This is a genomic window from Rhodococcus sp. NPDC060086 (assembly GCF_042730275.1).
Classification (GTDB): domain Bacteria; phylum Actinomycetota; class Actinomycetes; order Mycobacteriales; family Mycobacteriaceae; genus Rhodococcus.
The window spans coordinates 1-17,719 of record NZ_JBHWWZ010000019.1 but is presented as its reverse complement, the minus strand read 5'-3'; the positions used below and the strand labels follow the sequence as shown (position 1 = coordinate 17,719).

Below are 17,719 nucleotides of genomic sequence, written 5' to 3'. Positions count from 1 at the left end.
GGGACGTCTCAGGTTCCCTGCGGGATCCGCAGCGCATTGACCCACAGCCGGGTCGCGGTGTACACGAGCGTGTCCATGTCCGCGGACTCATCGTCGTCGACGACGAAGTGAGAGAAGGCGAGCCGGCTGATCATGCCCGACAGCGCCCTCGACGCCAGAAGCGCGTCGACCTCGCCGTCGGCGAGTCCGCGGTCCTGCAGATTCGCGATGCTGCGCGCGTTGCGCCGGATGAACGCGTCGCCCCGCTTCTGACGCAGTTCGCGGAACACCGGATCGATATGCGAAACCTGTTCCAGCAGCCCCATCAGCTTCGCGTTGCGCCGATACGCCTCGAGATACGCCCGATTGCTCGCCTCCACGACCGCGGCCGGATCGTCCTCGTCGGCCACGCGCGGCATACCCGGATGCAGCATGTCCTCCTGCGCCAGTTCGAGCACCGCCGCGAAGATCTCTTCCTTGCTCGAGAAGTAGGTGTAGAACGTGCCGGCCGAACATTTCGCATGCTTCGTGATGTCGACGAGCCGGGTATCGAGGTAGCCGGTGCTCTCGAACACCGTTCGAGCAGCGGCGATCAACGACGACCGCGTCCGCAACCCTCGCTCGGTGACCGGTAGATCCCGCAGCAACGACGACGGCGCCATCGACGGAGGAGACTCGTCGAAGGTGTCATCGGTGTCGGATCTCGGCATTCTGTATTTATACGTGATCGGCACGTGACCGCTGACCACCCTGGACGACGAGCGCCTCGAGGAGCCGCGACCGTGAACGAACCGCTACCGCTTCCCCGCGCACGTCGCCAGGTCGCGCCCGGGGCGGTGCACGTGCCCGCGTGGCTCGACCGCGAGATGCAGCGCCGGCTGGTCGGCGCGTGCCGCGACTGGGCTCGGGGCCCGGCGCCCATGCGACACACCGCACTCCCCGGAGGCGGGATGATGTCGGTGCAGACCGTCTGTCTCGGATGGCATTGGTCTCCGTATCGCTACACGCGCACCGCGGTGGACGTCGACGACGCACCCGTCGCGCCACTGCCCCGTTGGCTCGCCGACCTCGGCCGCAGAGCGGTCGCCGACGCGTACTCTCGTCCAGCCGACGACTACGAGCCGGACACAGCCCTCATCAATTTCTACGACGCCGGCGCCCGGATGGGGATGCACCAGGACAAGGACGAACGCGTCGCCGAACCGATCGTGTCGCTGAGCATCGGCGACGCGTGCGTCTTCCGATTCGGGAACTGCGAGACGCGGGGCCGGCCGTACACCGATGTGCGGCTCGAATCCGGGGATCTCTTCGTCTTCGGCGGCCCCTCGCGGTTCGCGTATCACGGTGTGCCCTCGGTTTTTCCGGAGACCGGCCCCGCCGACATCGGGATTGCGGGAGGACGACTGAACGTCACTCTCCGCGCGACCGGGCTCGGCCGCACCCGCGGGTGACCACAATCACCGGAAAGTTCGCATTCTGGACATGCGTAGCGGCCGAAACGCCGCTATTGTCGAATTCGAATATCGCCTGTCGGGGGCACACGAGGAGAACTACGCATGCCCCGGAAACACCCACGCGCTCTCGGCCTGCTCGCAGCAGGGTTACTCACCACCGGCCTGATCATCACAGGGCTCACCGTTCCGGTCGGCACGGCGTCCGCCGAACCCGTCCCCGGTTGCCCCGATCGGTATGTCCTCGCGGTCGACGGCACCAAGGGCTTCCGCACTCCGGACTCGATCGACCCCGACTCGCCGCTCGCTGAGATCTCCGACCGCTACCGCGGTCCGGGCACCGTCGTCGAACACATCCCCTACCCCGCGGTGGTCGTACCGATGCCCAGTACCGGTTCACACGACGACGGCGACGGCATCGACGACGACGGCGCCATCGCCTACGACAGGTCCAAACAGGTCGGACACGAGCGCCTCCGCGAGACCATTGCTGCCCGGCACAGCACCTGTCCCGACGCCGACCTGCTGATCCTCGGCTACTCGCAGGGCGCCTCGATCGCCGGCGACGTCCTCGCCGAGGTCGCGGCCGACGGATCCGTCCCGCCCGACCGGATCAGCGGCATCCTCTACTCGGATCCCCGCGACACCCGCGGCATCGAGACCCTGTTCCCGGGCCCCGTCGTTCCCGGCGTGACGCTCGGCGGCGCCCGCAGCGAATTCGGTCAGATCCCCGTCCAACGAATCTGCATCGAAGGCGACGCGGTGTGCGACGGCCGCACCCCCGGCGACGGCAAGGACTGGCTCCGGGACAACGTCACGGGATACCTGGAACTCCACACGAAGTACCCCGACTACCAACCCTGACGCGCGCACGGACCAGCATCCGAATCGAAAACGACCAAATCGCCCACGATCCATTGATGCGCGATCGATTCGGTACGGTGATCACATGAGCGTCGATATCCCCGCTTCGCAGACCTCATCCGACGACAACCTCCTCGCCCTCGACCGTCAGGTGTGTTTTGCACTGTCGGTGGCGAACCGCGCGGTGCTCGCGGTGTATCGGCCGATCCTCGAACCACTCGGACTGACTCACCCGCAGTACCTCGTCATGCTGGCCCTGTGGGATCGGGCGCCGTTGGCCGTCAAGGACATCGGCGCACTCCTGCAACTGGACTCCCCAACCCTGTCGCCGTTGCTCAAGCGACTCGAGATGCTCGGCCTGATCACCCGCACCCGAAGTTCGATCGACGAGCGGCGACTGGTCGTCGACCTGACCGACACCGGCCGCACTCTGCGGACCGCCGCCGAATCCGTGCCGGGGCAGGTCGTCGACGCACTCGGCGTCGACATCTCCGAACTCGAGGAACTGCACCGGGTGCTCGGCCGCGTCAACGCAGCCGCCCAGAAGCAGCAACAGACACAACGCTGACGGGTCGGTCCACCCGTTCGAGACGGCCGGACCGACCCGCGAGGTCAGCGTGGCGGAAGCAACGCGACCGAGGCCTCACCCGTGTACACGAGGAACGTGAAGGTCTCCTGGAAGTACAACTGCACGTTCTCCGCGTCGTGCGACAGGTAGCCGATCGACAGATCCTGCCCGACCTGCAGGTCGTAGTCGCCGCCGCGGGTGGTGGTGACGAAAGCACCGTCGATCGCCGGCGCCCAGATGATGTCGCCGTCGATCAGTCGGCGGATCTGCTCGCGGATCGGGTAGCCGTGGTCGGAGGTTTCGCTGACCTTCGTGAATGCGTCGGCGCTCAGCAGCACCGAGTACGGGCCGCCCACACCCGCGAGACGCAGTGCCGACAACGCCAGGCTGATGGTCTCCGGAATGTCGCGCGGATCCTCGGGCAGGTGCAGTGGCGCGTTCGTCGACGACGCACGAATGCCCTCGATCCCGGCGGCAGCGTAGCCCTCGAAGATCGCGCGGTCTTCGGCGAACGCGATCTTCTTCGCAGCGTCCTTCACCGCATCGAGATCGACATCGTGGGCGCCGCGCTCGACGTTGTCGAGTTCCTCGCGCGAGAGCGTGAACGGCACTCGCAGTTCGACGACGGGCGCGACCCGATGCTGCCGTGCCCGTACCCCGTCGGCCGGCGCAGCGATCTCACTGGTGCGGCCGAGACCGACGGCCGCGAAATCGGTGCCGTGCGGGCCGGAGAAGTCCACGACGGTACGGCCGGCGACGTGCCGTTTGAACGTGCGGGACGCTTCCTCCTCGATCTCGGCCCATGCCGCGCCCGTGATCGGGGCAAGTTCGCGATACAGGTTGTTCACAGCGTTGAACTCCTTCTGAGAGGGCCGATTCCGAGAGATCCGTCTCCGGCGGTCGGTGCATTCGGTTCGGGGATGACCTCTCGTTCCGGCGGTGCCGGCGGAAGGTCGTCGAGGAACTCCATGGCCGGGCAGAAGAACAGCGTGCCCGTGACGGCCGTGGAGAAGTCGAGGATCCTGTCGTGGTTTCCGGGCGGATCTCCGAGAAACATATTGCGCAACATCTGTTCGGTCACGTCGGGTGTCCCCGAGTAGCCGATGAAGTACGTGCCGAATTCGTCGGCTCCGAAATTCCCGAAGGGCATATTGGCCCGCAGGATCTGCTGTTCGACACCGTCGTCGTCGACGACCGTGTTGAGCGCGACGTGCGAATTCGCTGGTTTCACATCGTCATCGAGTTCGATGTCGTCGAGCTTCGTGCGTCCGATCACACGCTCCTGCTCTTCGACCGACAATGCGTTCCAGGTCGCGAGATCGTGTAGGTACTTCTGCACGATCACATAGCTGCCACCGGCGAAGTCGGGGTCGCCGGGCCCGACCAACGCTGCGTCGGCGGCCTCGTCTTCCTCGGGGTTTTCGGTGCCGTCGACGAACCCCAGCAGGTCGCGGCGGTCGAAGTAGCGAAATCCGTGGGTTTCGTCGACGACCGCGGCAACGCCGCGCAGTCGATCGTTGATCTTCCCGGCCAGCTCGAAGCACAGGTCCATCGTCGACGCCCGCAGATGGAACAGAAGGTCTCCCGGGGTCGCGGGCGCGTGGTGCGTCTCGCCGTCCAGCGGGACGAACTCGTGTAGTTCGGCGGGGCGAGCCCCGGAGAACAGCCGGTCCCACAGCGTCGACCCGATTCCGACGACGACCGAGAGGCCGCCCTCCGGGATCCGGAAACCGACGGATCGACGCAGGCCCGCGAGGTCGCCGAGCAGGTCCCGGACCGCAGGTTCACCTCCCTCGTCCACCGTGACGACGAGGAAGATTGCCGCCTCGGTCAAGGGCGTCATGATCGGCTGCGAAACTGGCACAAGATCACCGTAATGGAACAGCCGCCGAACGGGGGCGGCGAAGCCCTATGTCACCATCCACGACAACACCGACGTGGTCTGCAACCACACCACCACCGAATACACGACGAGCGCGGCAATGCTCACCGGGAGCAACCGGCGCAGCAGCACTCCGTCCCTGCCCGCCAGACCTTCCACCGACGACACCAACGCGAGGTTCTGCAGCGCGATCGGGGTTCCGGCCGTACCACCGGTCATGTTGCCTGCGACGAGGACCGTCGGGTTCAGTCCTGCCTGCTGCGCCGCCGACACCTGCAAGCTGCCGAACATCGCGTTGGACGCGGTGTTCGAACCCGTCACCACCACACCGAGCCATCCGAGAACGGGCGACAGCAGAGCGAATGCGGCGCCCGCACCCGCGAGGAACTGGCCGATGGTCGCGGTCTGACCCGACAGGTTCATCACGTACGCCAACGCGACGACCGACGTCACCGTCGCGAACGACCACTTCAACTGCACCACCGCGGCGACGAAACAGCGCAGCGCATCCCCCGCCTCGACACGCAACAACGCGATCGACAACAGTGCGGCGACGAACACGATCGTGCCCGGCGCGGTCAGCAGATTCAGCGTGAACGTCTCGGCTGCGGGAACCCCGCCCGACGCGGTCTCGACGTCGAGGCCCGGCCACGTGAACGAGAATGTCGCGCGCGACAACACCGAGGCGACGGGCTCGATGCGGCTGATCAGGAACACCGCGACGATCAACGCGTAGGGCGCGAACGCTTCGACGACACGGCGTGTGCTGTCGGGTTCGTGCTGCGGCGCACTGGGCGCCGCCCCGGTGGACGGCGACCGGAATCGCAACACGATCAGCAGCGCCACCAGCCCGGCCGCTGCACCCGCGATGTTGCTCAATCCGACCACGAAGTAACTCGCGCACAGGAACTGTGCGGATGCGAAGGCGATACCGACTGCGACCGCCGCCGGCCATGTCTCCCGCACCCCGCGGGCACCGCCGACGACCGCGACGAGCACCAACGGAACGAACACAGCAAGCAGGCACACCTGGGCCGCCACCACGGGACCGATCTCCTCGATCGGAATCTCCGACACCTTCGACATGGTGAGGATCGGGGTTCCCATGACGCCGAGAGGTGTTCCGACAGCGTTCGCGATCAGCGCCGCGGCCGCCGCCCGAACGGGCTGCAGACCCGCTCCGATCAGCACGACGGTGGCGACGACGATCGGAGTTCCGAAACCGGCGACGGCTTCGAGGAGCGCACCGAACAGGAACGCGATGACGATCGTCAGGATGCGATGGTCCGGGGAGATCCGCGCGAACGCACGGGTCAGAACGTCGAAATGGCCCGTCTCCACCGTCAGCCGGTATACGAACACAGCGCTGACGACGGTCCACATGATCGGGAAGACGCCGAAGGCGGCGCCCTCGACACCGGAGCCGATCGCGGACGACAACGGCATCCCGTAGACCGTCGCGGCAACCGCGATGGCCACGACGACCGCGACCGCAGCAGCGACATAGGACTTGACCCGGAACACCGCCAGCATCACGAGCATCGTCAGCAGCGGGAGGAATGCGACCAGGGCAGACCATGCGAGCGACTCACCGATCGGCGCGATCGGTTGCACGTAGGTCACGAGGTCACCCCTCGGGCACCGTCAGAGCGGACCTGATCGCATCGGCGGTGCCGTCCAGCACCGTGCGGTTGGGTGACTGCGGGCGGGCACGCATCCCGAACCCGTCGCCGCCCGTGCGCGGCACGACATGCAGGTGCACGTGGAACACTTCCTGGCCTGCGGCCACACCGTCGGCCAGCATGAGGTTCACGCCGTCGATCGGCAGGGAACTCGCTCGCAGGGCCGTTGCGATGCGCCGGCCCGCGTCGAACACCGCTGACCCGTCGTCCGGCTCGAGCTGTGCCAGTCCCGATGCGTGCCGCTTGGGCACGACCAGCAGGTGCCCCGGTGTGAAGGGACGGATGTCCATGAACGCGAGTACATCGGGTTCGTCGAGTACCACGCTCGCCGGTGCCACTCCCGCCACGATCGCGCAGAAAATACAGTCGTTCACGAAGGTAAGAATCTCACTCCGCGGCTACGCTTCGACAGCCGGTCGGCGAGCAGCGCCGAGTACCTTGAGCAATTCCGCCTCTACGATGCTGCGGTCGCGCTGGGGGTCGTCACTGTGCGCGAGGTACAGCATCGCTTCCTCGACGGCAGCAATGATCAGATGAGCGAGCACCGATTCACGGATCGACGGTGCCGTGTCCGGTTCGAAAGACTCCAGCATGCGTTCGATGCTGCGCAACGTCGAGCCACGGTGGGTCTCCCGAACCTCGGCCCATCCGAGTACCGCAGGTGCCTCGATCAGCAGCAATCGGCGGGTTGCCTGGTCGTAGACCGCGTCGAGGGACGTCAATACCGCAACGGTGAACGCTTCCCATCGATCGTCGTAGGGCTCTTTCGGAACCAAGGATTCCTCGGTTTCCTTCTGGATGCGCTCGATCACTCCACGAAACAGTTCACGCTTGTTCGCGAAGTGGTGGTAGAGCGCGCCCCGGGTCACCCCCGCCACGGCCACGATCTCTTCGGTCGCAGCCTCGGCATATCCGTCCCTGAGGAACACCTCGAGCGCGGCGTCGAGGAGCGCGGTGCGTGTGCGCGCCGCGTCCCTGATCCGCCCGTTGTTTTCCAACTTCTCCGAAGCCATTGTCTCCCCTGTTGTGTGCAGCTACCCCCATCGAACTTTCCCCTGGTAGCCGTCTCCTGTGTCTACAGGATCGGGGCCGGCGAGTACGTCGCCGCCTCCGGATACTGCGTTACCAAATCTTCCACGGCGCAAACCACACGTGCGGTCTGCGCCTCGGCAGCACCGACGAACACCGTGCGGTCGGCCAACGCGGCATCGAGCCCTGCGCGGTCGAGCGGCAACCGGTCGTCGGCCGCAAGGCGGTCGAGCAGGTCGGGTTCGCGGCCCTGTTCACGCATCGCCAGCGCCACGGCCACCGCATGCTCCTTGATTGCCTCGTGCGCGGTCTCCCGGCCCACTCCCGCACGCACCGCAGCCATGAGCACCTTGGTGGTCGCCAAGAACGGCAGGTACCGGACGAGTTCCTTCTCGATCACCGCCGGGTACGCGCCGAACTCGGCGAGCACCGTCAAGAAAGTCTCCATCTGGCCGTCGATCGCGAAGAACGCATCCGGCAGCGCGACACGACGCACGACCGAGCAGAACACGTCGCCTTCGTTCCACTGGGCACCTGCGAGTTCGGCGGCCATCGAGGCGTAGCCGCGAAGCACCACCTGCAGCCCGTTGACTCGTTCGCACGAGCGCGTGTTCATCTTGTGCGGCATGGCCGACGAGCCCACCTGCCCCGGCTGGAACCCCTCGGTGACCAGCTCGTGTCCGGCCATGAGGCGGACGGTGTGTGCGAAGGATGACGGGCCCGCACCGACCTGCACGAGCGCCGACAGCACATCGTGGTCGAGCGAACGCGGATACACCTGCCCGACGCTCGTCAACACGTGCGAGAAGCCGAGGTGCTCCGCGACCTTCGTTTCGAGCTGCTCGAGCTTGTCGGCGTCGCCGCCGAGCAGGTCGAGCATGTCCTGGGCGGTACCCATCGGGCCCTTGACCCCGCGCAGCGGGTACCTGTCGATCAGTTCGCGCACGCGCTGCAGGGCGAGGAGGAGTTCGTCGGCCGCCGAAGCGAACCGCTTCCCGAGGGTCGTGGCCTGCGCAGCGACGTTGTGCGAGCGTCCGGCCATCACCAGCGACGAGTACTCCGTGGCACGAACGGCGAGACGCGCAGCAACCGCGACACCGTGTGCGTGGATGTGCTCGAGCGACCGCAGGATCTGCAGCTGTTCGACGTTCTCCGTCAGGTCGCGGCTGGTCATGCCCTTGTGCACGTGCTCGTGACCGGCGAGGGCGTTGAACTCCTCGATGCGGGCCTTCACGTCGTGACGGGTGACGCGCTCGCGGTCGGCGATGGAGTCGAGGTCGACCTTGTCGAGCACACGCTCGTAGTCGGCGAGCGCTTCCTCCGGCACATCGATCCCGAGCTCTGCCTGCGCACGCAGCACTGCGAGCCACAGCTGCCGCTCGAGCACGATCTTGTGCTCCGGCGACCACAACTGCCGCAATTCGGGGCTGGCGTACCGGGTGGCGAGGACGTTCGGGATGTTGCTCACAGAGCGACAGTTTACGGACCCGCGCCCGCGATCACTCATCGGCCGCCGGAGCGACGGTTTCCACGACGTCGATCAAGATCCCTCGTGCAAGTGCTCTCGGATCGGGGTCGAGCTCCCCGAGACCACCGAGCACCGCGCCGTCCACCACCGCGACGAGCCGACGCAGCTGATCGGCGTGCACGTCGCGGCCGCATCGGTGGAGAAGCTCGGTGAGCAACTCGTCGAGCTGTTTACGCATCTCCAGCTGCACAGCGCGCAATTCGGGATGACGTGCTGTCGCGACGTAACGCTCGTATCGCGAAATGAGACGTTCGCGGTCGGCCGGCCCGATCGCGCGCGGACCGATGAGCAGATCCACGATCAGATCGGCGGTGGAGCCGACGGTGCGCGGCGATTGCGAGACCTCACGCACCCACTCACCCATCTCGTCGAGTTCGCGCGCACTGTTGAAATGCACCGCGCAGGTCACGAGGTCGTCGAGCGAATCGAAGTAGTACGTCGTCGACGCAAGCGGCAGGCCCGCACGGGTGGCGACGGACCGGTGCCGCACCGCGTCGATACCGCCTTCGCGAACGAGGTCGGCTGCAGCTTCGACCAGCGCCTGACGGCGCCGTTCGCCCTTCGGAGTCGCAGCAATCGACACCTCGTCATCGTGCCAGCCCGACCGCCTCCACCAGGGCCGAACGGTGGGACATGCTGCCGGTACGATGAGCTCGCTGTCGCGAGCATGGGGGCTCGGCTGTCGCGCCCCCGATCGTATCGACACGATCGGAGCGAAAACCACAATGAAGCGTCGTCGGTTCCTACAGGCATCAGCATTGGGTGCGGCCGTGGCCTCCGTCGGTGTGCCCGGCACCCGGCTTCCGGTTGCCTCGGCACTCCCCCTCGGAATCGACGAATACCGTCGTCTCATTCCCGAACTGTTCACCCCTCCCCCCACACCGCCGGCCCACTCGGACGTCATCGTGGTGGGTTCCGGGTTCGGTGCCAGCGTCGCTGCGTTGCGGCTCGCGGAATCCGGCTCGCAGGTGACCGTCCTCGAACGCGGTATGCGCTGGCCGCGCGACCCGCAGCGGGAGATCTTCACAACCGATCTGCTTGCCGACGGTCGCGGCTACTACCACCGCACCTCGTTCACCGGCCCGACCGGCATTCCCGTCGTGTGCGACGACTTCGCGGGCGTACTCGACGTGACCGACTACCCGAACATGTCGGTGTGGCGCGGAGCCGCCGTCGGTGGCGGCTCGATCGTGTTCACGGGCGTGATGATCGCCCCCGAACAGCGCTTCTTCCAGCAGGTGTTCGGCGACCGATTGAGCTACGACGAGATGAACTCGACGTGGTACCCGAAGGTGCGGTCGATGCTGCGACTCGACACGATGCCCGACGACATCTACAACGCGGACGAGTTCACGCACTCCCGACGCTGGGACGACGACGCCATCAAGGCCGGTTACACACCGCACCGCATCGACGGCATCTGGGACTGGGACGTCGTCCGCGCCGAGCTTGCCGGGTCGGTGCGCCGCTCGGCGGTGGCAGGCGAGACCAACCTCGGCAACTCCAACGGCGCGAAGTTCGACCTCACCCAGAACTACATTCCCGCGGCGGAGGCCACCGGCCGCGCCCAGGTGTGCCACGCGCATCGTGTGCTGTCCATCGGGCAGGAACCCGACGGTCGCTACGTAGTGGACGTCCAGGCCGTCGATCCCTTCGGCACCGTTCTGAGCACCTCGACGCTGACCTGCGACCGGCTGGTGCTGGGCGCAGGTTCGGTGGGCACCACCGAGCTGCTCGTCAAGGCGCGCCACACGGGATCGCTCGCGAACCTCAACGAGCACGTCGGCCGCGGCTGGGGAACCAACGGCGACGCGGTGCTCGTGCGCTCGGTGGCACTGACCAACGGTTTCGGCGGCGATCAGGGGTCCCCCTCTGCGTCACGGGTGGTCGACGAGTCGGGGCTGCCGTTGAGCCTCGAGAACTGGTTCGTCGCGGGCACCGCGAAGGACGTCGGCATGCTCGCATCCCTCGGCATGACGCTCGACCCGACCCGCGCCGACGTGGTGTACGACGCGAATGCCGATCGCGCAGTAGTGAACTGGCCGGCGGGCGGCGAACGCGCGAGCATCGACGCGCTCCGGGCGGTGCACAACAAGATGGCTGCAGCCGGCGGCACCGTCCCCGGCGCCGAGCCGATGGCCTCGGACGTCAACGCGTCGTTCACCGCGCATCCGCTCGGCGGTGTGGTGATGGGCGACGCGACGGACGGCTACGGACGGGTGCACGGTCACCCGGGCCTCTACGTCGTCGACGGCGCGCTGATCCCCGGCAGCACCGGCACGGTCAATCCGTCGTTGACCATCGCCGCACTTGCCGAACGCAACATCGCGCAGATCATCTCAGCAGGAAGGTAATTCAGGGCACCGGCAGCCATCCGGCGAGCCGGTCCAACGCTGCCGACACGTCCGCGGTCGACCCGGCGAACGACAGCCTCACCGTCTCGTCGCCGCGAACGGTGTCGAAGTCGATCCCCGGTGCGAGCGCCAGACCGGTGTCGCGCAGCAGCCGGGAGCACCACGCGGCCGAGTTCTCGTTGTCGAGCAGATGGGCGATGTCGGCGTACACGTAGAACGCGCCGTCGGCCGGCGCCAGCTTCGTGATGCCGAGATCGGGTAGCCCGGTCAGCAGGACGTCGCGGTTGGCGGCATAGCGAGCGACGTGCCCGTCGAGTTCGACACGCGCTTCGGCGCCGAACGCCTCGATCGCCGCGAACTGCGAGATCGACGGCGGGCACACCGTCATGTTCGATGCCAGACGCTGCAGGGCGGGTCGCAGCGAGTCCGGCACGAGCATCCACCCGAGTCGCCATCCCGTCATCGAGAAGTACTTCGACACCGACCCGACGACGACCGACTCCCGCGACGTCGCCCATGCCGTGGACGTAGCCGGTGCACCGGGAGTGCCGAATTCGAGGCCGTGGTAGATCTCGTCGGAGATCAGGAGCGCGTCGTGGTCGTCGCACCAGCGGGCCAGCGCAGCAAGTTCGTCCGGGTCGATCATGGTGCCGGTGGGGTTCGCCGGGCTCGCGACCACCAGCCCGGCCGGCGGCGTGTCGAGAGCCTCGAGCATCGCGACGGTGGGCTGATAGCGGGTGTCGGGGCCACAGTCGAGCTCGACGACGTTGCAGCCGAGCGCCGCGAGCGTGTTGCGGTATGCCGGGTAGCCGGGACGTGCGACGACCACGGTGTCGCCGGGGTCGAATGCGGCGAGGAACAGCAGGGTGAACGCACCCGACGATCCGGTGGTGACCACGACGTCGTCGGCGTCGACGTCGATCCCGTACCGGTCGCGGTGGTATCCGGCGATCGTGTCACGCAGGGGGAGGATTCCGAAGGTCTCGGTGTAGCCGAGGAGTTCGGTGTCGACGGCGTGCCGGGTGGCGCGCAACACCGGGGTCGGGGCAGGCGTCGACGGCTGACCGGCAGCCAGGCTCAGCACGTCGCCGTGGGTGCGTTGCCGTTCGGTGGCAGCCTTCCACACATCCATGACGTGGAACGTCTCGATACGGGAGCGTCGGGATTCAATGCGCACGACATCGACGGTAGTCGTCCACGCCGGACTCTCAGAGTCGGACGTGCTGGCGCCCGAACACGGGCCCCCACGCGACGGGTAGGCCGTCGGGCGAACCGGCGGCTTCGGAGGACCCCGAAGATTCGCACGACCCCGAGGATTCGCACGACACAGCAGTGTCGATGACGTCGACCGTGGAGACCGCGGCAGGCACCACCGGCAGCAGCAGATGCGAATCGTATTGCCCACCGGCGTGCACGATGTGGAAACCCTGGTTGATCGTGTCGTCGTGCCGGATGTCCGGGAGAGTGTCGAAGTCCTGGCCGGTGATGACCAGCACGAGCGACGATCCTGCTTCGAAGAAGGTGCTGTGCGGCATGATCTCGATGTCGACGGGCACGATCTGTCCCGCTGACAGCGGCCAGTACGTGGCCGGGTCGATCACCGGGCGGTATGCGGTCGACGCCTCCGGATCGAGCGCGCGGTGCGAGACCCGGATCCAGCCGTGCGCGACGACTCCCTCTTCGAAACCGTCGTGTCCTTCGAATCGGACCTCGTTCCCCGACGGATCGATCTTCTTCAGAGCGACGAACAGGTCCATGTCCTTGGCGTCCTTGGCCTCCACCCACAGCCGGAGGGCCGCGTGGCCGGAGATCTCGGTGTCCTCGTCGAATGTCGTCGTGAAGACCAGTTCGTCGCCTGCGACGGGGAACATCCGGGCATTCACCGCCTCGTCGGATCGCTCGGGGTGCAGGCCTCCGGTGGCGTGATCGAGGTGGAGCGGAACGTAGCGGGTGTTCGGAAGCGGCCACTGCGATTCGTGACGCTCGGAGTAGGTGCGCAGGTCGTGGCGGGTTTCGAGGCGAACGCGCGGAACCTCGTCGAACCCGTTGTCCTCGCCCTTGAGGAAATGGTCGAAGAACCGGCGTTGCACGTCCAGTGCTTCGGCGCCGTAGAACATCTGCCAGGTCTTGCGGCCGTGCGTGTACAGCCATTTGTCGGGCGATCCCAGCTGGGTGTAGCCGGTGATCGAGCCGCGTGTGCGTGGCCCCTGGTCGGACCACGATGCTCCCACCAGGGCGGGCACCGTGATGTCCGCGAAGGGCGGCGGGCCGACGACGTGCCTGCAACGGTCCGGGAATCGGCGCCACAGCCACGGCGAGATCTTCCGGATCGAGGCCGACGGCACGCGGGTGCCGCGCTGCGTCGCGCGCCACCAGAAATCGCTGAAATGTGTTTCGGGGATGCCGCCGTGGCTGAGCGTGTCGCGGAAGGGGTCGGTGATGCCCTCCCACGGAGAGAAGGCCGCGAGGTGGGGCGGGTGCTGCGCTGCGGTGTACCACTGCAACGTCGCGAGGTGCGATACCCCGGCCATGCCCACCTTGCCGGTACTCCACGGCTGTTCGGCGGCCCATTCGATGACGTCGGCGGCGTCCGCCGCGATCCGGCCGAGCAGCAACCGCGGGCGGCCGTCGCTGGCGAAACACCCGCGTAGGTCGGCGACGACGACGGCGTAGCCGCGCGGCACCCAGTAGCCGGGGTCGGGTGCTTCGAATGCCGTCTGGTCGCTCAGTTCGAGTTCTCCGACGAAGTTCCCCGACTCCGCGAGCTCGCCGAAATTCACCGGGTAGTCGTCGACACCGGCGTCCTTGCCGTACGGGGTGACGCAGACGAGGACCGGGCACTGTTCGAGCCCTTCCGGCCGATACACGTTCGCTCGCAGGATGGTGCCGTCTGCAGTGCGAATCGGGACGTCACGCTCGACGGTGATGTCGCTCGGTAGCGGATACAGCCTGACGCAGTGATGCTCGAGCGGAGTCGGATCCTGCGTCGACACATACTTCCACGAACCCATGTCCCACCTCTGGCCCCTTCAGAAGATGCACCGAGTGTGAAACATACTTGCAGTACGCGCAAGTTCTTCCCGCGCGAGATCGAATCAGAGCGTGATGCGACCCTCGACCGCAGCGAGGCCGATGTCCTTGCGGAAATGGCCGCCCGGAAGCTTGATGTCGTCCAGCGTCTCGTATGCGTCCGCGCGTGCCGCCTCGAGATCGTCGCCGACCCCGATGACGCTCAGCACACGACCGCCTGCCGACAAGAGCGCACCGTCGTCGCGGCGGCTCGTACCTGCATGCAGGACCGTGTCGCTGTCGGCACCGGTGATCACGTCGCCTGTGCGCGGGCTCGCCGGGTAGTACTCCGCGGCCAGCACCACCGTCACGGCGGCGCCGTCGCGCCACTGCAGCGGGGGCAACTGCGCGAGGGTGCCGTTCGCGACTGCGCCCAGCACCTCGCCGAGCGGGGATTCGAGGAGCGCGAGGACGGCCTGCGTCTCGGGATCACCGAAACGGCAGTTGAATTCGACGACCGCGGGGCCTTCCTTGCCCATGGCCAGGCCGGCGTAGAGCAGGCCGGAGAACCCGCATCCACGACGCACGAGTTCGGCCGCGACAGGCTTGACGACCTCGTCGACGATCTGCTCGACGGCACCTTCCGGCAGCCACGGCAGCGGTGTGTAGGCACCCATACCACCGGTGTTGGGGCCGATGTCGCCGTCGCCGACACGCTTGTGGTCCTGCGCGGGAAGCAGCGGCACCACCGTCTCGCCGTCGACGAGGCAGAACAGCGATACCTCGGGGCCGTCGAGGAACGACTCCAGCAGGACAGGGTGTCCGTTCTCGATGATCTCCGCTGCGTGATCGCGCGCGGCGTCACGATCGGTGGTCACCACGACACCCTTGCCCGCGGCGAGGCCGTCGTCCTTGACCACCCAGGTCGGGCCGAAGCGATCGAGGGCTTCGTCGATGATCGCAGGCGTGTCGACGACCTCACTGCGCGCCGTACGCACCCCCGCGGCGGCCATGACGTCCTTCGCGAAGGCTTTCGACCCCTCGATGCGAGCTGCCTCGGCAGACGGGCCGAAGCAGGGGATGCCTGCCTCGCGGACGGCCTCGGCGACACCGAGGACGAGCGGGACCTCGGGGCCGATCACGACCAGGTCGGCCTGCGTGCCCTTCGCCAGCGCGACGACCTCGTCGGCGGAAGAGGCGTCGACCGGATGCTGCTCGGCGATTTTGGCAATGCCCGCATTGCCCGGAGCAGCCAGAACGGCCGTCACACCCGGGTCGCGGGACAGCGCCAGGGCGAGAGCATGTTCACGGGCACCGGAGCCGATAACGAGTACGCGCACGCACGACAGACTACGGGACGGGGCTCCACACGAGATCGGCACGGCCACGGGTCCGAGCGACTGCCGCGGCGTTGGGCAGATCGACCTCGCGAACCCAGTCGCGGGCCTGCGACTGCGCGCGGCCACCCACGCGATGCCGATGGACCAGGCGCGGGGTCAGCGTCGTATCCGGCACGTCCAGATAGATCACGAGATCGAGGAGTGGACGGATCGTCTCCCATCCCCCGGTGTCGAACAGGAGGTAGTTCCCTTCGGTGACGACCACGCGGGCAGACGGTTCGATGGCGTGCACCGCAGCCACCGGGTCGTCGAGTCTGCGCGAGAAGTCGGGGGCATAGACCGTTTCGGCGCGGCGGAGCCGAAGGCGTTGAAGGAGCTCGCGGTATCCCGCCACATCGAAGGTGTCCGGTGCGCCCTTGCGCCCGCGTGCACCGCGCGCGCCGAGTTGCGCGTCGGACAGGTGGAATCCGTCCATCGGCGCCGACCCGGACTCGATTCCGGCTCTGGTGAGCGCTGCAACGAGTAGTCCGGCCGCGCGGCTCTTCCCGGACCCGGGCGGTCCGCACAGCCCGACCACCGTCCGCCGGTCTGCCGGCAGCGGTGCCAGAACCTCGGTGACGAGCTCCGCGATCAGCGCGCGTTGCGTGCCGACACGTGCGGATCCGGGCCCGTTCATGACGGTGAGGATACGACCGGCCGACTCCGTGGGCTGGACACGCTCCCCCGCCACACCTATCGTTAATCCGGAATTCCGAATTTCCGAACTCACGAATTTCCGAAAGAAAGTACGGAGCAGCCATGTCGCCGAAGGTCCTCGCCGCACTCGCCGCCGCAGCCGCCCTGACACTCACGGCGTGCACCGACGCACCACCCGACGAAGCCACCGCCACCGACACGAGCGCCGCCGCAGACTGCGCTACGCTCCCCGCCTCCGACGTGGCGATCCCCGAAGGCTGGGTCGGATACCTCGCCGAACACCCCGACTCCGTCGGTCTCGTCATCGACGACGGGAACGGGAACGTCGTCGCACATCGCGCCGACGACCCACAGCCACTCGCATCCGCGGTCAAGGTCGTCCACCTTGCCGCGTACGCGCAGGCCGTTGCGGACGGCACCCTCGACCCCGCCGAACAGATCCCTGTCGCCGAATGGGAACGCTGGTACCTCCCGGACACGGACGGCGGCGCGCACCCCGCCGCACTGGAACGCCTCGGCGTCACCCCAGAGGGCACGGTCGCTCTCGACGACCTGGTGACCGCGATGATCCAGGAGAGCGACAACGCCGCACCCGACTATCTACGTGATCGACTCGGCGACGACGCACTGACGGCAGCTGCCGAACAGGGCGGCTGGGACGACTTCGAACCGCCCACCCTCCTCGGCAATACGCTCGCGTTCCTTGCACCGCAGGACACCGGCGCCGACCTGTGGGACAGCGCGCAGCGTTACGCGGACGATCCCGGCTTCCGCGCCGAGATCCTCGGACTCCTTCAGCAACCCGATGTGTTGCCCGACGACCCGTTCGGCGAAATGGACCGGATTCAACGAGAAGACAACGCGGGAACGGCCGACCAGCTTGCGGGCATCCATCGGACGATCGCCGACGGGTCGTTCGGGAGCGGAACGGACATCGCTCGCGGTCACCTGGAATGGCAGCCCGCACCTCCCGGCACCGACGGTCTCGGATTCAAGGGCGGAAATCTGCCCGGGATACTCACCGAGGCAATGAGCCTGCGACTGGCCGACGGCTCCGTCGCAACTGCGGTGATGCTGACGTCGAACATGACGGAAGCCGACTACACGGCCGCGCTCGGAAGCTTCGCGCACCAAGGCCTGATGTTCGCGGCGATGAGCGAGCCCGAGATCCTCGATCAGATACGGTGCGCTGTTTGACTACTCCCCGCCCTGAAGGACGAGGATTCTCGGACTCACATCCGGGAGTTCCTGTTTCACCGGCGAGTGCGGACGGGAGGACCCGTGCCGTCTGACATCGCCTCCGCAGGCGTTTCGTGTCTCCGCCAGCCCGGCGGCGA

Annotated in this window: 17 protein-coding genes; 5 read left to right on the top strand and 12 right to left on the bottom strand. The window is 67.2% G+C overall.

Features of this window, described 5'->3' with window-relative positions; all coding sequences use genetic code 11:
* Positions 1 to 8 precede the first annotated feature (8 nt).
* Positions 9 to 689, bottom strand: coding sequence for a TetR/AcrR family transcriptional regulator (locus ACFWB0_RS13135; RefSeq protein WP_378490882.1), 681 nt, complete (start codon positions 687 to 689; stop codon positions 9 to 11).
* A 72-nt stretch (positions 690 to 761) separates the two neighbouring features.
* On the opposite strand from ACFWB0_RS13135, the gene ACFWB0_RS13130 reads away from it, so the two are divergent.
* The 3 genes from ACFWB0_RS13130 to ACFWB0_RS13120 all read left to right on the top strand — a co-directional run bounded on the left by ACFWB0_RS13130 (position 762) and on the right by ACFWB0_RS13120 (position 2,862).
* Positions 762 to 1,430, top strand: coding sequence for an alpha-ketoglutarate-dependent dioxygenase AlkB family protein (locus ACFWB0_RS13130; protein ID WP_378490881.1), 669 nt, complete (start codon positions 762 to 764; stop codon positions 1,428 to 1,430).
* 105 nt (positions 1,431 to 1,535) lie between these two features.
* Positions 1,536 to 2,294 carry a cutinase family protein gene (locus ACFWB0_RS13125; RefSeq protein WP_378490880.1) on the top strand — a complete coding sequence of 253 codons (759 nt, stop codon included), beginning with the start codon at positions 1,536 to 1,538 and terminating at the stop codon, positions 2,292 to 2,294.
* A gap of 85 nt (positions 2,295 to 2,379) precedes the next feature.
* On the top strand, positions 2,380 to 2,862 hold the full coding sequence (locus ACFWB0_RS13120; RefSeq protein WP_378490879.1) for a MarR family winged helix-turn-helix transcriptional regulator: 483 nt from the start codon (positions 2,380 to 2,382) through the stop codon (positions 2,860 to 2,862).
* A 44-nt stretch (positions 2,863 to 2,906) separates the two neighbouring features.
* Here the strand turns inward: ACFWB0_RS13120 and ACFWB0_RS13115 are convergent, their stop codons facing one another.
* The 7 genes from ACFWB0_RS13115 to ACFWB0_RS13085 form a co-directional block, all read right to left on the bottom strand.
* Positions 2,907 to 3,710 carry a family 1 encapsulin nanocompartment shell protein gene (locus tag ACFWB0_RS13115; RefSeq protein ID WP_378490878.1) on the bottom strand — a complete coding sequence of 268 codons (804 nt, stop codon included), beginning with the start codon at positions 3,708 to 3,710 and terminating at the stop codon, positions 2,907 to 2,909.
* Positions 3,707 to 4,705 (bottom strand): Dyp-type peroxidase, encoded by a 999-nt coding sequence (locus ACFWB0_RS13110; RefSeq protein WP_378490936.1) that lies wholly within the window; start codon positions 4,703 to 4,705, stop codon positions 3,707 to 3,709. Before ACFWB0_RS13110 ends, ACFWB0_RS13115 begins: the two co-directional genes overlap by 4 nt.
* 66 nt (positions 4,706 to 4,771) lie before the next feature.
* Positions 4,772 to 6,367, bottom strand: a complete 1,596-nt coding sequence (locus tag ACFWB0_RS13105; RefSeq protein ID WP_378490877.1) for an L-lactate permease — start codon at positions 6,365 to 6,367, stop codon at positions 4,772 to 4,774.
* A gap of 4 nt (positions 6,368 to 6,371) precedes the next feature.
* Complete coding sequence (locus ACFWB0_RS13100) at positions 6,372 to 6,800, bottom strand: HIT family protein (RefSeq protein ID WP_378490876.1); 429 nt, start codon at positions 6,798 to 6,800, stop codon at positions 6,372 to 6,374.
* Positions 6,801 to 6,824: 24 nt separating this feature from the next.
* Positions 6,825 to 7,439 (bottom strand): TetR/AcrR family transcriptional regulator, encoded by a 615-nt coding sequence (locus tag ACFWB0_RS13095; protein ID WP_378490875.1) that lies wholly within the window; start codon positions 7,437 to 7,439, stop codon positions 6,825 to 6,827.
* Positions 7,440 to 7,501: 62 nt separating this feature from the next.
* Complete coding sequence (purB, locus tag ACFWB0_RS13090; RefSeq protein WP_378490874.1) at positions 7,502 to 8,923, bottom strand: adenylosuccinate lyase; 1,422 nt, start codon at positions 8,921 to 8,923, stop codon at positions 7,502 to 7,504.
* A 31-nt stretch (positions 8,924 to 8,954) separates the two neighbouring features.
* Positions 8,955 to 9,566 carry a TetR/AcrR family transcriptional regulator gene (locus ACFWB0_RS13085; protein WP_378490873.1) on the bottom strand — a complete coding sequence of 204 codons (612 nt, stop codon included), beginning with the start codon at positions 9,564 to 9,566 and terminating at the stop codon, positions 8,955 to 8,957.
* A 142-nt stretch (positions 9,567 to 9,708) separates the two neighbouring features.
* On the opposite strand from ACFWB0_RS13085, the gene ACFWB0_RS13080 reads away from it, so the two are divergent.
* Positions 9,709 to 11,337 (top strand): GMC oxidoreductase, encoded by a 1,629-nt coding sequence (locus ACFWB0_RS13080; RefSeq protein WP_378490935.1) that lies wholly within the window; start codon positions 9,709 to 9,711, stop codon positions 11,335 to 11,337.
* Between the two features lies 1 nt (position 11,338).
* Here ACFWB0_RS13080 and ACFWB0_RS13075 read toward each other — a convergent pair whose 3' ends face one another.
* From ACFWB0_RS13075 to ACFWB0_RS13060, 4 genes are all read right to left on the bottom strand, one after another.
* On the bottom strand, positions 11,339 to 12,514 hold the full coding sequence (locus tag ACFWB0_RS13075; RefSeq protein ID WP_378490872.1) for a pyridoxal phosphate-dependent aminotransferase: 1,176 nt from the start codon (positions 12,512 to 12,514) through the stop codon (positions 11,339 to 11,341).
* Between the two features lie 31 nt (positions 12,515 to 12,545).
* Entirely contained in the window at positions 12,546 to 14,348 is a 1,803-nt protein-coding gene (locus tag ACFWB0_RS13070) for a CocE/NonD family hydrolase (protein ID WP_378490871.1), read from the bottom strand.
* 84 nt (positions 14,349 to 14,432) lie between these two features.
* Positions 14,433 to 15,686, bottom strand: coding sequence for a phosphoribosylamine--glycine ligase (gene purD, locus ACFWB0_RS13065; protein ID WP_378490870.1), 1,254 nt, complete (start codon positions 15,684 to 15,686; stop codon positions 14,433 to 14,435).
* Between the two features lie 10 nt (positions 15,687 to 15,696).
* A complete protein-coding gene (locus ACFWB0_RS13060; protein ID WP_378490869.1) occupies positions 15,697 to 16,362 on the bottom strand; it encodes a nucleoside/nucleotide kinase family protein in 666 nt (221 codons plus the stop codon).
* Positions 16,363 to 16,484: 122 nt separating this feature from the next.
* Between ACFWB0_RS13060 and ACFWB0_RS13055 the strand changes: the two genes are divergently transcribed.
* Positions 16,485 to 17,579, top strand: a complete 1,095-nt coding sequence (locus tag ACFWB0_RS13055) for a serine hydrolase (protein WP_378490868.1) — start codon at positions 16,485 to 16,487, stop codon at positions 17,577 to 17,579.
* Positions 17,580 to 17,719: the final 140 nt, after the last annotated feature.

Bases quoted from the DNA above. Each gene is read 5' to 3' on its own strand.
- ACFWB0_RS13135 (WP_378490882.1), bottom strand. From the start codon at position 689: ATGCCGAGATCCGACACCGATGACACCTTCGACGAGTCTCCTCCGTCG.
- ACFWB0_RS13125 (WP_378490880.1), top strand. From the start codon at position 1,536: ATGCCCCGGAAACACCCACGCGCTCTCGGCCTGCTCGCAGCAGGGTTA.
- ACFWB0_RS13120 (WP_378490879.1), top strand. From the start codon at position 2,380: ATGAGCGTCGATATCCCCGCTTCGCAGACCTCATCCGACGACAACCTC.
- ACFWB0_RS13110 (WP_378490936.1), bottom strand. From the start codon at position 4,705: ATGACGCCCTTGACCGAGGCGGCAATCTTCCTCGTCGTCACGGTGGAC.
- ACFWB0_RS13095 (WP_378490875.1), bottom strand. From the start codon at position 7,439: ATGGCTTCGGAGAAGTTGGAAAACAACGGGCGGATCAGGGACGCGGCG.
- ACFWB0_RS13080 (WP_378490935.1), top strand. From the start codon at position 9,709: ATGAAGCGTCGTCGGTTCCTACAGGCATCAGCATTGGGTGCGGCCGTG.
- ACFWB0_RS13070 (WP_378490871.1), bottom strand. From the start codon at position 14,348: ATGGGTTCGTGGAAGTATGTGTCGACGCAGGATCCGACTCCGCTCGAG.
- ACFWB0_RS13060 (WP_378490869.1), bottom strand. From the start codon at position 16,362: ATGAACGGGCCCGGATCCGCACGTGTCGGCACGCAACGCGCGCTGATC.
- ACFWB0_RS13055 (WP_378490868.1), top strand. From the start codon at position 16,485: ATGTCGCCGAAGGTCCTCGCCGCACTCGCCGCCGCAGCCGCCCTGACA.